Source organism: Streptococcus mitis (assembly GCF_003942995.1).
In the GTDB taxonomy this organism is placed as follows: Bacteria; Bacillota; Bacilli; order Lactobacillales; family Streptococcaceae; genus Streptococcus; species Streptococcus mitis_CV.
In genome coordinates, this window is the sequence record NZ_RJOH01000005.1 from 1 (window position 1) to 13,487 (window position 13,487).

Below are 13,487 nucleotides of genomic sequence, written 5' to 3' on the forward strand. Positions count from 1 at the left end.
CCTTTTAAGAACATTTATCGACGTCGATATGCTCATATATACATGTTTTATTAATTTATATTTTTATTTTATTATTTCTTTCGGAATTTCTATATAACATTTTATTTCTAAAAAAATAGAAAAAATGTTCCTAGTTTCTTTATTTTATGCTGTTAATACATTTTTGTTTCCGAATTAAAAATAATCCTATAAAAACTACTGATTTATGAGATAAATCAGAACACCTATTTTAAAAAAGCATCAAACTATAAACTAGTAGGTTCCACACCAAATGTAGCCCCATACTACCCCATAAGTCCGATTTATAGCGCACCATCCCTAAAAACATTCCCAATGAAACATATAAACACCAAGCTAGAATGGTTCCTGGATGATGTGCTAAGGCAAATAAAACACTTGTCAAAGCAACTCGAATATCTAATTTTCTAACCAAGTTCCATAGAATTTCTCGATACAGAAATTCTTCAACCATACTCGCATTGATTAAGAACAATAAAAATGAAAACCAAGGAACTTGATGTTGAAGCCCAATTAAGTTTGCTTGATTCGTAGTTCCTCGAGCATGGATTAGGCTAAAACATAGACTTATAATCAGTAGGCTAACGAATCCAATACCAAGCCATTTCATCCTAGATTTCATATTGACCTTATGAGCTTGTTTGCGTTGGCCATACATCCATAAAAAAGAAATGAGTGACGAACCATAGAGAATCTGTAGTATAGTTAACTCACCGATACAAAGAAATTTCAGTAAGTATAGAGATACCAATAAGACATTTACTTGTTGGAATATATAAACTGGAATTATTCTTTTCATAGTTACCTCCGAAATAAATCTTCATAATCTAAATCTAATACCTGCACAATCCTTTCTACCCATGGACTTTGAGGCATTCGTTGTTCCATCTTGTAGTGGCGAATCTTTTGATACAAACGATTCAATTCACTTGGATAGTGAAATTCTCCCGCAAACATTTTTCTGGTTAACTCAATCCAGCTGATATTTCTTTCAGCCAAAATAATGGACAAGTTCTCCCAAAATCGTTCAGCCATATTGCTTCTCCTTTAACTAGATAAATAATGTGTTTGTTCCATGTAAATCAATTGTTTCGTGTCTCTAGGCAATAGAGCTCTAGCCTCTTCCAAATTCAAATTTGGATAAACTCGCTTATTTGAAACTGCAAGAGGAAGTCTGATGGTTAGTTCAGGATTTTTTAATATCATCTCAATGAAATCCGTTAATCTTAGATTGTCACGGTTCTTAAATCGTAATAAATTGGGAGATAAAAACTCAAAACAATCTGAAGAATAGCTCATCATCTCAATTAATTTGTCCTTTGTCATTTCAGAAATCGAATGGCAAGATACCTCAATACCGTAGTTTTGAAAGAAATCTAAAAGAAGTTGATTTCTATGGTTATTTTTACTTAGATAGAGATCAATCATGGGAGACCTCCAACAAATTTGCTTCCATTTGATATTCTGAGACGATTAAGGAATCTAATAACTTTGAGAAGTTAATTGATTTCTTGTCTTCATCATAAGCTTTTACAGTTACTTGGGTTGTAAGTATTCCCTCTTTTCCCTCGGCTTGATAACCTTGTCCATATAAAACAAAAACAAGATTTTGATTATCATCTACAAAGGCATCAACTCCGTTCTTTATATCCTGACTTTCAAGGAATTCCATAACGTTTTGAAGATAGGATTCATAAAATAATGGGTAATTATGTTTTTTATGGTAATCATCTAAAAATGTCACCTCAAACTCACATGGATAATTGGGCATCAAAAATATTTGTTCATCCAGCTGTTTGATTTCTGCAGCATGTAATTCTGTTTCTAATTCATCACAATCTAGTATTGACTCTTTATTTAAAGCTTTCATCTTTTTCCTCTATTTCTTTTAATTTCTTTGCGATTGCAGCAATCACAGGAACGGTTACACTATTACCAGCTTGTTTATAGAGTTGACAATTACTAGAGACTTTTCTCGCAGCTTCAAAAGCCCAATCAGGAAAGCCCTGTAGGCGAAAACACTCTTTAGGAGTGATTCGTCGTATTCTCAGACGGTAAAATTGTCCATCTATTAAAACACCAGCTACATGGTAAACTTGCTTATCTTCTCCTTCATAGCTAGCCACTACTACTCCCATTTGACCACTAGTTGTCAAAGTATTCGCTATACCTTTTCCAACTCTACCACGCCGATACTGTGAACTTGGTCTTTCCAAATTGATTGAATCTCCAATCTCTGCTTGAGCATATCCTTTCTTAGTTGCCTCCCGGACTTTTAGAAATTGGATTGGTTCTGGAATCAGTATTTTGGGGATTTTATCTCCTCCTTGCATCGTAGTCAGTGTTGGAGATAAGCCTTTGCTTCCATATACGCGACCTGTCTCCTTAAAGCTAGTCGGTAAATCTCCAACAACGACAATACCATGACGATCCTGAGTATTTAAAGTAAACATCGGCTCTTGGTTTTCCTTAAAGCGTCTCCCATTTTGTCTCTTGTCTAATCTATCTGGTGTCATACAAGGAATAGCAACCTTGAATCCTTCTCCTTTTCCACGAACTAAAGTTGGCGCAAGACCTTCTGAATAATAAACTTTACCACTCATTCCACTTCTTGATGGATTTAAATTCCCTAGTGCTTTCAAAGTCTCAGGGTTAGTTGCTTGACCTTCTCGTCTGAAAGGAAATAGGAGTCTGGTACCTTTCTTTCTAGAATGTCCGATAATAAACACCCTCTCTCTGTTTTGGGGAACGCCAAAATCCTTACTGTTAAGCACCTGCCACTCAACATCAAACCCCAACTCATCAAGTGTGGTAAGGATTGTGGTGAACGTCCGTCCCTTATCGTGATTGAGTAGGCCTTTAACATTTTCAAGAAAAAGAAAACGTGGTTGGATTTGTTTGGCCGCCCGAGCAATTTCAAAGAACAAAGTTCCTCTAGTATCTTCAAATCCCAATCGTCTTCCTGCGATTGAAAATGCTTGACAAGGGAATCCCCCACAGATGACATCGACTTTCCCTCTAAGTTTTTTAAATTCGTCATCTGAAACATCTCGTATGTCATGAAATTCTATTTCTCCTTCTGTTTGAAAAATGGACTTATAAGATTCTCTAGCAAATTTATCAATCTCACAAAATCCAATACACTCGTGTCCGACACTTTCCATTCCTAGTCGAAAACCACCTATACCTGAAAATAAATCAATAAATTTCATTTCTTTATCACCCCTTTCTGATCAACTATCAATGTCCAAAGTGTCACACCACTTGAAATGACAATGAGCATAACTAATATCCACTCGATTGGCGACATTTTAACCACCTCCTTTTCTAACACGGTTATTCCAAACAGAATACAAGCCGTTAAACACAAATTCAGCCAAAACTTCCGCTCGTCTAACAAAGCGAACATTGTCAAGAGCATACTGATAGATTCTCTCAAAATCAGTCATAGCAATTTCACTGGCTGTTTCAGAAAAACCTTCTCGTCTAAATTGATCCTGTACCAATCCCCAAATGTAATCTCGATCATATTTTGTGACCTTTTCTACTTTTCTTCTCAAAATAGGTTGAGAATTCCTTTCTTCCTCATCCTCAATAAATAAAGATTCAGTCTCACTATATTTAGTCTCACTAACTTCAGTCTCACTAGGGGCTGAATAAGAGACGGGGGGCGTTTCATTTTCAACCTGCCCTAGTCTTTTTTTAACACTAGGCCTGTTTGAATTACCTACTGGGGTAGAAGACAACTCCCCTAAATAAATCTTATTAGCTAGTCTTCCTTTCTCACTTGAAGACTGTTGAACTTCATCAATTAAGTCATATTCTTTAAGAGTTTTTTTGATGGACAGTAATTTTGACTTAGAACAACCTAACAGCCTCATCAGTTTAGAATTAGAAAATACTAAATAAACCGCCCCTTCTTCATCTATCCAACCACGACTAAGAGATAATTCTAAACGNTCTTTTAAAATAGAATAAGCCACCTTTACTTCTAATTTCATATCCATATATTTCTCATCCTCAAAAAGAATTTTAGGTAATTTATAATACCGTTCTGAAGTTTGGTATTGATTTGCGGTAATTCGTTTCATAACGCTCCTCCAAGCTCTTTGAGTATTAAATCTCCACTTGATTCCAATCGAACCAAGCCATTTTTTTCTAATTCAGCCATAAGAGAGATGGCTTCAACAATGTCAATTCCCATTTCACGTACTAAAAATGAAATGACAATATAGCGTGATGATTGTAATTCTTTTGTCATTTTCCCTCCTGAAAATAAAAAAAGGAGAACAATATATAATTGTTCTCTCTTTAGATAAATATTTATTGTTGTATTCATTTTTCCGATGCGCAAACGACATCTACAAATACATATACATCTATGTGCCTTTTTAGGACTTTTTTGACGTCAAAATTGCCTTTATCTACAAAGACAAAATGCTTGTAAAATAGCTTAAAATCAAGGATTTTCACCCTTTTTTTCGTTGTAGCAACACTACACACTCCACGTGATGCGTCTGAGGAAATAGATCCACCGGCTGGACTTTCTTCAACTCGTATCCCAATTCTTGGTAGAGTTTGATATCACGCGCCATAGTAGCGACATTGCATGAGATATAGGCGATGCGGTCTGCTCCTGTTTGGGCGCTTGCTTTGATAAAGCTTTCGTTTAAGCCCTTGCGTGGAGGATCAACCAAGATAACGGTTGGTTGAATTCCTTCCTTGAGCCAATTCTTCATTGCGTTTTCAGCTGTGTCACAGACATAGTGGGCGTTTGAAATATTGTTCATCTGAGCATTCTTTTTGCTATTCTCAACCGCCTCTGGAATTACCTCAACACCATAAACTTCTTTGACATGTTTCGCAACAGAAAGACCAATCGTCCCGATACCAGAATAGGCATCAATGACCACATCATCTTCTTTTAATTCAGCAAAGTCAATGGCTGTTTGATAAAGTTTTTCAGCCATTTCAGTATTGACTTGGTAAAATGCTGGTCCAGCGATTTGGTAGTCATTTCCCAACATCTGGTCAGTGATAAAGTCTTGTCCATAAAGGGTGCGCCATTCCTTACCAAAAATTGCATTAGTATTTTGGTCGTTGATATTTTGCATAACAGACACAATCTCTGGAAACTGCTTGATTAGTTGTTCAATCAATTGCTCCACACGAAAAACTTTGGGACGAGTTGTTACCAAAATAACCATGATTTGCCCTGAATAGTGGCCACGACGCACCACAAGGTTTCGAATCAAGCCAGATTGTTCCTTTTCATCGTAAGGCTTCAGGTCATAACGACGGAGCAAGTCACGTAGGGCTACAACTACCTCATCAATCACAGGATCTTGGATAAAGAAATCTTCTAGAGGCATGAGGTCATGGGAATTCTTACGGAAAAAGCCAGTTTCCAAGACACCATTCACTCGACGAACAGGCACCTGCGCCTTATTGCGGTACTTGGCTGGATTTTTCATACCCAAAGTTTCAGCAACCTCTATATCATCAATTCCAGCAATCTTGTAGAGACTGTCTTTGACTTGCTTGGTTTTAAATTTGAGTTGTTCTGGATAGGCAAGATGACCTAAATCCGCAATTCCTGAACGTAGGTAAGCCAAATCTAGATCTTGATTACGGTGTGGTGACTGGACAAGGTATTCCTCAACCTTCCCAAAACCAATCTTTTTATTGACCTTGAGGACACGCATAAGGATTTTTTCACTCGGTAAAGCATTCTCTACAAAAAATACCAAACCATCTACCTTGGCCACCCCGGCCCCTTCGTGGGTCAAGTCAACAATTTCAACTTCTACAATATCATTTTTCTTTAACATTCTCTTCTCTTTCTATTGGCCGACAAAAAAGACGGCAACGTTACGGTTACCATCTATTATACCATGAAATTTCTTAAGAACCAAAACTCTTGAAGAAGTTGACAATGGCTTGCCAGAGGGAGCTTAGGAAATTACCGCCGTCCTCTAGCGCCTTATCAGCATCAAAGTTAAGGTTGATATTTTTAAAACTGTCGCCAGCTTGTGAAACAATACTTTGTTTAAGGTCATTCAAGGTTTTAGTGAAGTCTGCATTGCTGAGGATATCACTCTTTGAGAGATTCAAAGCAAAATTGATGATGATATTGATCTGGTTTCCTGTTATAACCTGATCAAGTTTGTAATTTTTTAAGGTATCTTCAACGATTTTGCGGACATCTTCCTCTGTCAGATTTCCCTTACTTTCTTTAGCTTTGGCAAGTCCTGACTTGATATCAGCGAGGGCAACGTTTAATTTATTAGCATCATAGCCAGTTTTGTCCTTGTTTTCAGCATTGATATCTGACAAAGCCTTCAACTCTTCTTGAGCCAAATCTTTGTTGGCTTGTGGCACCTTGGCTCCATTAGCTTCTAGCGAATAATAAATCCCTGCTAAAGCACTTTCTCCTGTAACTGGAATAGGGGCTGCTACAGTGATTTTGGCGTGTTCCACACCCAAAGTTACGGCCGCATTGCGGTACATATCCTGAGTCACCTTAGTGATGTTTTCTGGTGTTTCAATCTTGACCTCAAGTGGCGACTTGTCACCTAGTTTTTGAATCTTGGCTGATGAATACAACTGTAAACTTGAGTCATTTGCTACATTCATGATTTTAGAATAGACATCAGGCGTCATTGTCTTGAGTTCTTTGGTGTCTGTTGAAGCATTGTAGCCTAGTTTTTTAAGGGTTTGATTTTTTTGGTCTTCAGACAATGATGAACCTAGGACATATTCAGGTTGAACATAGGTTTCATCGATGACTTTTTGAACATCAGTTGCTGCATGGACACTATTCATAGCTGTTACTGCCCACAAGACCGCAGCACTAGTCAGAAAGAGTTTCTTTCTCATAGGGATTTTCCTCCTTTACCTTTCTAGAGTAATATATCTATCTTAAAGAAAACTTATAACAAAAACACCTGGACTAGCCAGATGTTGAAAAGAGAGTGAAACATTTGATGATGTAAAGGTTGAGTTGCACCTGTCTAGAATAATAATAGTTTCCTCCATTTACATAGAGTTCAGCACCGTGAAAAACGGAAATGGGGTGAATGTAACTATAAGTCTTTCCAGTGGTATTACCAAGCAAGGGGGCAACAGTCTCACGAGAATACTGTTTAGCCAGTGCTAGGGTGTTTTCCTTGCCATTTTGGGCAATAAAATCGATATAGGCAGGTCCAAAATTATAGGCTTGGACAGCTGTCCAGACATCTACCCCCTTCTTCTGGGCCAGATAGAGATTGTCTGTCAGAGTTTGAACGCCTTGGCGAATGCTAGAGGCATTATCATTGATGGTGTTGGTGGAACCACTTGCAGACTCACTAGACTGCATAACATCGCCTTCTTTTCCTTTTGTTTCAGTATAAATCATAGCGAGCACAAGCTCTTCGTTTGCTGGGGTGTCTTTTTCACTCAAGATTTCTCGCACCATAGGTTGATAGGTCATGACTTGCTTGACATCCTGGTGAACGCGGTAAGCTTTATAGCCAGCAAAAAGGAAGACTGCTAGTACAAGCACTCTTCGAATTCGTTTAAACATTATTTACTTTGGATATCCTCGATATTTTTGATTAAGATAGAATAGGTTCCATTGTCGTTTTGGATAAACTCAACAGACTCGGCGTCTTGATAGACGTTATTGGGAACGATGAGCTCAATTCCATTTGACAAGGAGAGTTTTTGGTTTTCAAATTTTTTAAGCTGACGACTGGCATCAATTTCATCAAACTGAACTGGCTCTGGTACTGCTTCTTTGACTTGGTCAATAAAGCTTAATCGAGCCGTCAGATTGTTGTCAAAAAGGTCGTTGGCCAATTTTTCAGGTGACAACTCATTGCTTTCTTCTAAGTTGTTGAAAATCGCTGATTTGACCTTGGATTGAAATTGAAAATCATCTGTGTTAAAAGATTCAGCAATTCTCTGGGCTGTTTTTTCCAGTTCTTTGATAGATTTCTTGGGTGAAATCTTAGGAGCGACAGCAAGAAGATTATCTGAAAAATAGTTCAAAAAAGTCCCGTTGTACTTGATTCGTTTTTCAATCAGATGGTACTTGCGACTCTGAAGATTGACCACCAAGGCTTCGTCAGCACCCGTTCCAAATCCAGGCAGGTTATTCTGAGTTAGCTTGATTGGATTATCAACTTCTCCTCCGAGGTGGGTCAATGTCTCCCGCAGGGCAATTCGTAAGAAAGCGAAATGTTCTACACCTTCTTTAGAAAATTGCACAAAAATCAAGTCATTAGTCTTGAGATTTTCGGAAATGCTGAACTCCTCTTTCCAGAGATTAGCCAGTGTGACTGATGTCTCCAACAAATCGTCTGTGATGTGATTGAAGAAGGGATTTTCTTCTTCGAAAATCCCAGTCTTAGCTTCATCTGAATACACACGTTCAATTTTTTTACGCAAGTATTCTTCGATTTTTGGAGTGATATTGAGAAACTTATCCGCTAGAAACAGCTCGGTATCATCCGGACTGAACTGATGGATAATGGCTTTCTTAATATAAATGTCCATAAAAATTTTAGTCCTCGTATAATGGGAAGGCATCTGTCAATGCTTTGACTTCACTTCTCACTTCTTCTAAGACAGCTTCATTTCCTGCATTCTTAAGGGTTTTGATGATGAGTTCAGCCACTTTACGGCTTTCTTCTTCACCAAATCCACGTGCAGTGATGGCTGCAGATCCGATACGAATTCCACTTGTCTTAAATGGTGACAAGGTTTCGTATGGAATTGAGTTTTTATTTAGGGTAATATTAACTTCATCCAGCAAGTTTTGAGCAACTTTTCCGTTTTCTACAACCTTGGTTACATCCACTAGGAAAAGGTGGTTTTGAGTCCCACCAGAAATGATACGGAAATCAGGGTCTTGCAAGAAGACATCTACCATAGCCTTGCTGTTTTTGATTACATTAGTAGCATATTCCTTGAAGGCTGGATCCAAAACTTCTTTAAAGGAAACAGCCTTGGCAGCCACAACATGCTCTAAAGGACCACCTTGAATACCTGGGAAAATAGCTGAATTGATCTTCTTAGCTAAATCTTCATCATTGGTCAAAATCAAACCACCACGAGGGCCACGAAGGGTTTTGTGGGTCGTTGTTGTCGTGATATGAGCGTATGGTACTGGGCTCGGATGTAGACCAGCCGCCACCAAACCAGCGATATGAGCCATATCTACCATGAGCTTAGCTCCAACAGCATCAGCAATTTCACGGAATTTTGAAAAGTCGATAATTTGAGAATAGGCTGAAGCACCTGCTACGATGAGTTTTGGTTTGACTTCTTGGGCTTGTTTCAAAATAGCATCAAAGTCCAAGAGTTCCGTTTCAGGGTCCACACTATAAGACACAAAGTTGTAGGTTTGACCTGAGAAGCTAACTGGAGCTCCGTGGGTCAAGTGTCCACCTGCTGCCAAATCCATCCCCATAACGGTATCACCTGGCTCAATCAAGGCCATGTAAGCCGCACAGTTGGCTTGGCTTCCTGAGTGAGGTTGGACATTAGCGAATTTAGCGCCGAAAATTTCTTTTGCACGTTCAATAGCTAGAGTCTCTACAACGTCTACCACATCAGTTCCACCATAGTAACGGCGTCCTGGGTAACCTTCGGCGTATTTATTCGTCAAGATAGACCCTTGAGCTGCCATAACAGCCTTGGAAACAACGTTTTCCGAAGCAATCAACTCAATGTTGTTTTGTTGGCGTTCTTCTTCTTTGGCAATAGCATTCCAGAGATCAGCATCGTATGCTTTAAAATCATCTTTGTCAAAAATCATAGGTCTTCTCCTTTTATTGTGTGACTAGTCCATTAGTTAAATTTTCTTATTAGAAAATCAAACTAAAAGATGCGAATAAACCGTTTCTGCATTTTATCACAAGTATAACCAACTTTTTCATAAAATGCATGAGCCCCCAGACGATGATCGGCAGAGTTTAAGCGGATAAACCCATAACCACGTCTTTTTGCTTCTTCTTCCAACCCTTGTAATAAGCTTTTACCAATACCTTGACCTTGCGCTTGAGGTGAAACTGCTAAAGCTAAAATATTAAATCCTGCTTTAGAATAAAGTGATTCATAGACCTCAGCATGGACATATCCAAGCAAGACATGACTAGATGCATCCTCATAGCCAAGTAGGAAATGATGGGAATCCTGAGCCAGTCTAGCTAGTTGGCTAGCCGTGTCCTCTAGACTAAAAGAATAGCCCAAAGCCTCTTGGTTAATTTCACAAATGACTTTCACATCAGTTTCTCTTAAATCTCTTAGCATCTCATTCCTCCTCAAAAGAAATCTCTGGCAACCGAGCAAGAATATCTTCTCGCTTAATCGCTCCTTGGCGTAAGATTTTCACCTTGTCTCCAGACAGATCCAAAATAGTTGAATCCTGTCCAGTTAGAAAAGCATCGTCTTCTAGACCCAGAACCTCTTGGTCAAAATCCTTCAGAATTTGTTCAAAGGTTATTCCACTTGCCTGACCTGAAATATTGGCAGACGGCCCAATCAAGGGCCCCGTCTCTCGAATCAAATCAAGGGTAATGGGATGACTAGGCATTCGAAATCCAACAGTTGCAAGACCAGAATTGACCCAATAGGGAACTCTGTCATTAGCTTCGAGAATAATGGTCAAGGGACCTGGTAAAAAGGTCTCTACAAGTTTTTGTAGATAAGTTGGCTGATTCTTAGAAAAGTGCAAGATGTCCTCTAGAGAGGCGATATTGAGATTAAGTGCCTTATCTCTAGGTCGACGTTTGAGCTGGTAAACATGGTCAACTGCTTTTTCATCTAAGGCTTTAGCAAAAAGACCGTAAACAGTCTCCGTAGGTAGAACGACCGCTCCACCATTTTCCAACTCTTGTCTAATCCTGTCCATCATCAACCACGACCATCCTATCTTGACCAAATTGGTCCTTGAGTGTTCGAACTCGCTTTTCAGGAAGATATTTCTTAAAAAGTTCAGGAACACTTTGACCTTGTTTGTATCCAATTTCAAGGTAAATCTTACCACCGTCTTTGAGATAGTCTTTTGCATCTTCCGCAATTCTACGGTAAATAGCTAGGCCATCTTCGTCTGCAAAGAGAGCTAGATGAGGCTCCGAATGCAAAACATTCAAGCCGACCTCTGACTCATCTTCACGAGAGATATAGGGTGGATTGGAAACAATTATATCATATTTTTCAGAAATTTCTGTAAAACAGTCAGATTTTTTTAAAAATATTTGAAGATTTTGCTTTTTAGCATTTTCGCTAGCTACATCTAAAGCATCTTGGGAAATATCTGCTGCCGTCACTGACCAATCTGGTCTGTTTTTTGCTAGAGCGAGAGCAATAGCTCCACTACCTGTTCCAACATCCAGAACTGAAAGATTCGTCTCAGGATTTTCAGCTAGGATAAGCTCCACCAACTCCTCTGTCTCTGGACGAGGAATCAATACTCGCTCATCAACTTTTAGCTGCAATCCATAAAAATCTGCCTGTCCGATGATGTACTGGGCAGGTTTATGAGCTACTAACTGTTGGAAAATTCCTTTAACAAAAACTTCTTCCTCTTCCGTCACTTCCTGCTGAAGAGCAAAGACAAAGTCCGTAAAAGAAAGATTTTTCAGGCTACGATAGACAAAAGAGAGGCTTTCAGCTTCCTCTCCTTGTCTTATCAACTCTTCTTCAAAATCTGAAAATAATTGAGCTAATTTCATTATTTGTTTAATTCTTCTAATTTTTGTGTTTGGTCATAAAGAACCAAGGCATCCACAACTTCGTCCAATTTACCAGACAAAATGGTATCTAGTTTTTGGAGGGTTAAACCGATACGGTGGTCTGTGACACGGTTTTGTGGGAAGTTATAAGTACGAATCCGTTCTGAACGGTCACCAGTACCAATAGTCGACTTACGCTCAGCATCTTGTTCATCTTGTGCAATTTGTGCGAAGTGGTCAGCAACACGCGCACGGATGATTTTCATGGCTTTTTCACGGTTTTTCTGCTGGGTACGTTCTTCCTGCATCTCAACCTTGATATTGGTTGGCAAGTGAACGATACGAACGGCAGTCGCAACCTTGTTGACGTTCTGTCCACCAGCACCTGATGCATGATAGATGTCGACACGAAGGTCTTTTGGATCAATATCGTATTCTACTTCTTCGACTTCAGGCATGACAAGAACTGTCGCTGTCGAAGTATGAACACGACCTTGGCTTTCTGTCACAGGAACACGTTGCACACGGTGGGCACCTGATTCGTACTTGAGTTTAGAGTAAACAGATTGACCTGAAACCATGGCAACGACTTCTTTGAAACCACCGACACCATTCATAGAAGCTTCCATAACTTCAAAGCGCCATCCCTGAGCTTCAGCATACTTTTGGTACATGGTTAGCAAATCTCCAGCGAAAAGTGCTGCTTCGTCTCCACCGGCGGCGCCACGGATTTCAAGGATGATGTTCTTGTCATCGTTTGGATCCTTTGGAAGGAGCAAGATTTTCAGTTTTTCTTCGTATTCTTCTTTTTCAGACTTGGCATCTTTGAGTTCTTGCTTGGCCATTTCTTCCAAGTCCGCATCTCCGCCTGATTCCTTAATCATTTCTTCAGCGTCAACGATGTTTTGAAGGACTTGTTTGTATTCTCGGTAAGCCGTCACTGTATCACGGCTTGAAGCCTCTTCTTTTGAGAGCTCCATGAAACGCTTAGTGTCCGAAACCACATCTGGGTCACTCAGCAATTCTCCTAATTCTTCATAACGGTCTTCTACAGCTTGTAGTTGATCATAGATGTTCATTTTTCTTCATTCTCCTTATTGATTTCAGGGGCAAAATAATGTTTACGGCAAACCGAGATATAGGTTTCATTCCCACCGATTTGGATCTGTTCACCATCATAAACGGGCAGTCCATCTTGAGTACGCAACACCATGGTCGCCTTTTTCTTACAGTACTGACAGATTGTCTTGATTTCGTCAATCTTATCTGCTAAGAGCAAGAGATATTTGGAACCTTCGAACAATTCATTACGAAAGTCATTTTTCAAACCAAAAGCCATGACAGGTATGTCTAACTCATCAACAACACGAGCTAGATCGTAAACATGGTGACGCTTGAGAAACTGGGCTTCATCTACCAAAACACAGTAAGGTTTTTCAGCTAAATCTCGAATATAGCCAAAGATATCCGTCGTCTCCTCAATCGCAAGGGCAGGGCGTTTCATACCAATTCGACTCGATACGTAGCCAACACCGTCACGCGTATCCAGAGCCGAGGTCATAATGACTACACCTTTTCCTTGCTCCTCGTAGTTATAGGCCACCTTGAGAATCTCAATGGTCTTACCAGAGTTCATGGTCCCATAACGATAATACAACTGTGCCATGTTTCTTGCTTCACGTCCATTTCTAAATTTTTGCTACATTCTAGTATATCATAATTTTCTTAAGCTTTAAACGGCAAAAT

The 13,487-nt window shown here is 39.3% G+C and carries 17 protein-coding genes; all 17 read right to left on the minus strand.

Features of this window, described 5'->3' with window-relative positions:
- Positions 1–229: 229 nt before the first annotated feature.
- Entirely contained in the window at positions 230–817 is a 588-nt protein-coding gene (locus tag D8836_RS04320; protein WP_125393262.1) for a CPBP family intramembrane glutamic endopeptidase, read from the minus strand.
- Between the two features lie 2 nt (positions 818–819).
- Complete coding sequence (locus D8836_RS04325) at positions 820–1,053, minus strand: hypothetical protein (protein ID WP_000840776.1); 234 nt, start codon at positions 1,051–1,053, stop codon at positions 820–822.
- A gap of 12 nt (positions 1,054–1,065) precedes the next feature.
- Positions 1,066–1,446, minus strand: a complete 381-nt coding sequence (locus tag D8836_RS04330; protein WP_022524954.1) for a thioredoxin domain-containing protein — start codon at positions 1,444–1,446, stop codon at positions 1,066–1,068.
- A complete protein-coding gene (locus D8836_RS04335; protein ID WP_125393263.1) occupies positions 1,439–1,888 on the minus strand; it encodes a hypothetical protein in 450 nt (149 codons plus the stop codon). Before D8836_RS04335 ends, D8836_RS04330 begins: the two co-directional genes overlap by 8 nt.
- Positions 1,872–3,230 carry a DNA (cytosine-5-)-methyltransferase gene (dcm, locus tag D8836_RS04340; RefSeq protein WP_125393264.1) on the minus strand — a complete coding sequence of 453 codons (1,359 nt, stop codon included), beginning with the start codon at positions 3,228–3,230 and terminating at the stop codon, positions 1,872–1,874. The genes D8836_RS04335 and dcm overlap by 17 nt, the downstream gene beginning before the upstream one ends.
- A gap of 99 nt (positions 3,231–3,329) precedes the next feature.
- Positions 3,330–4,109, minus strand: a complete 780-nt coding sequence (locus D8836_RS04345; RefSeq protein ID WP_125393265.1) for a replication initiator protein A — start codon at positions 4,107–4,109, stop codon at positions 3,330–3,332.
- The gene (locus D8836_RS04350; RefSeq protein ID WP_000159601.1) at positions 4,106–4,279 is read right to left on the minus strand and encodes a hypothetical protein; all 174 of its coding nucleotides are present in this window, start codon (positions 4,277–4,279) and stop codon (positions 4,106–4,108) included. Before D8836_RS04350 ends, D8836_RS04345 begins: the two co-directional genes overlap by 4 nt.
- A gap of 208 nt (positions 4,280–4,487) precedes the next feature.
- Entirely contained in the window at positions 4,488–5,849 is a 1,362-nt protein-coding gene (gene rlmD, locus D8836_RS04355) for a 23S rRNA (uracil(1939)-C(5))-methyltransferase RlmD (protein WP_125393266.1), read from the minus strand.
- 73 nt (positions 5,850–5,922) lie between these two features.
- A complete protein-coding gene (locus D8836_RS04360) occupies positions 5,923–6,897 on the minus strand; it encodes a DUF1002 domain-containing protein (RefSeq protein WP_004254354.1) in 975 nt (324 codons plus the stop codon).
- Positions 6,898–6,970: 73 nt separating this feature from the next.
- Positions 6,971–7,585: a cell wall hydrolase Pmp23 gene (gene pmp23, locus D8836_RS04365; protein WP_077805151.1), complete on the minus strand. Its 615-nt coding sequence runs from the start codon at positions 7,583–7,585 to the stop codon at positions 6,971–6,973.
- A complete protein-coding gene (locus D8836_RS04370; RefSeq protein ID WP_000356101.1) occupies positions 7,585–8,559 on the minus strand; it encodes a nucleoid-associated protein in 975 nt (324 codons plus the stop codon). The genes pmp23 and D8836_RS04370 overlap by 1 nt, the downstream gene beginning before the upstream one ends.
- 7 nt (positions 8,560–8,566) lie before the next feature.
- A complete protein-coding gene (gene glyA / locus D8836_RS04375; protein ID WP_125393267.1) occupies positions 8,567–9,823 on the minus strand; it encodes a serine hydroxymethyltransferase in 1,257 nt (418 codons plus the stop codon).
- 62 nt (positions 9,824–9,885) lie between these two features.
- The gene (locus tag D8836_RS04380; protein ID WP_125393268.1) at positions 9,886–10,317 is read right to left on the minus strand and encodes a GNAT family N-acetyltransferase; all 432 of its coding nucleotides are present in this window, start codon (positions 10,315–10,317) and stop codon (positions 9,886–9,888) included.
- A gap of 1 nt (position 10,318) precedes the next feature.
- The gene (locus D8836_RS04385) at positions 10,319–10,921 is read right to left on the minus strand and encodes an L-threonylcarbamoyladenylate synthase (protein WP_185761597.1); all 603 of its coding nucleotides are present in this window, start codon (positions 10,919–10,921) and stop codon (positions 10,319–10,321) included.
- Entirely contained in the window at positions 10,905–11,741 is an 837-nt protein-coding gene (gene prmC / locus D8836_RS04390; protein ID WP_125393270.1) for a peptide chain release factor N(5)-glutamine methyltransferase, read from the minus strand. The genes D8836_RS04385 and prmC overlap by 17 nt, the downstream gene beginning before the upstream one ends.
- Positions 11,741–12,820 carry a peptide chain release factor 1 gene (prfA, locus tag D8836_RS04395; protein ID WP_084927276.1) on the minus strand — a complete coding sequence of 360 codons (1,080 nt, stop codon included), beginning with the start codon at positions 12,818–12,820 and terminating at the stop codon, positions 11,741–11,743. Before prfA ends, prmC begins: the two co-directional genes overlap by 1 nt.
- Positions 12,817–13,407: a thymidine kinase gene (locus D8836_RS04400; protein WP_125393271.1), complete on the minus strand. Its 591-nt coding sequence runs from the start codon at positions 13,405–13,407 to the stop codon at positions 12,817–12,819. Before D8836_RS04400 ends, prfA begins: the two co-directional genes overlap by 4 nt.
- Positions 13,408–13,487: the final 80 nt, after the last annotated feature.

What these genes read in the sequence shown, in the direction of transcription:
- D8836_RS04320 (WP_125393262.1), bottom strand. Translation starts at nt 817, where the DNA reads ATGAAAAGAATAATTCCAGTTTATATATTCCAACAAGTAAATGTCTTA.
- D8836_RS04325 (WP_000840776.1), bottom strand. Translation starts at nt 1,053, where the DNA reads ATGGCTGAACGATTTTGGGAGAACTTGTCCATTATTTTGGCTGAAAGA.
- D8836_RS04330 (WP_022524954.1), bottom strand. Translation starts at nt 1,446, where the DNA reads ATGATTGATCTCTATCTAAGTAAAAATAACCATAGAAATCAACTTCTT.
- D8836_RS04335 (WP_125393263.1), bottom strand. Translation starts at nt 1,888, where the DNA reads ATGAAAGCTTTAAATAAAGAGTCAATACTAGATTGTGATGAATTAGAA.
- dcm (WP_125393264.1), bottom strand. Translation starts at nt 3,230, where the DNA reads ATGAAATTTATTGATTTATTTTCAGGTATAGGTGGTTTTCGACTAGGA.
- D8836_RS04350 (WP_000159601.1), bottom strand. Translation starts at nt 4,279, where the DNA reads ATGACAAAAGAATTACAATCATCACGCTATATTGTCATTTCATTTTTA.
- rlmD (WP_125393266.1), bottom strand. Translation starts at nt 5,849, where the DNA reads ATGTTAAAGAAAAATGATATTGTAGAAGTTGAAATTGTTGACTTGACC.
- D8836_RS04360 (WP_004254354.1), bottom strand. Translation starts at nt 6,897, where the DNA reads ATGAGAAAGAAACTCTTTCTGACTAGTGCTGCGGTCTTGTGGGCAGTA.
- pmp23 (WP_077805151.1), bottom strand. Translation starts at nt 7,585, where the DNA reads ATGTTTAAACGAATTCGAAGAGTGCTTGTACTAGCAGTCTTCCTTTTT.
- D8836_RS04370 (WP_000356101.1), bottom strand. Translation starts at nt 8,559, where the DNA reads ATGGACATTTATATTAAGAAAGCCATTATCCATCAGTTCAGTCCGGAT.
- glyA (WP_125393267.1), bottom strand. Translation starts at nt 9,823, where the DNA reads ATGATTTTTGACAAAGATGATTTTAAAGCATACGATGCTGATCTCTGG.
- D8836_RS04380 (WP_125393268.1), bottom strand. Translation starts at nt 10,317, where the DNA reads ATGCTAAGAGATTTAAGAGAAACTGATGTGAAAGTCATTTGTGAAATT.
- D8836_RS04385 (WP_185761597.1), bottom strand. Translation starts at nt 10,921, where the DNA reads ATGATGGACAGGATTAGACAAGAGTTGGAAAATGGTGGAGCGGTCGTT.
- prmC (WP_125393270.1), bottom strand. Translation starts at nt 11,741, where the DNA reads ATGAAATTAGCTCAATTATTTTCAGATTTTGAAGAAGAGTTGATAAGA.
- prfA (WP_084927276.1), bottom strand. Translation starts at nt 12,820, where the DNA reads ATGAACATCTATGATCAACTACAAGCTGTAGAAGACCGTTATGAAGAA.
- D8836_RS04400 (WP_125393271.1), bottom strand. Translation starts at nt 13,407, where the DNA reads ATGGCACAGTTGTATTATCGTTATGGGACCATGAACTCTGGTAAGACC.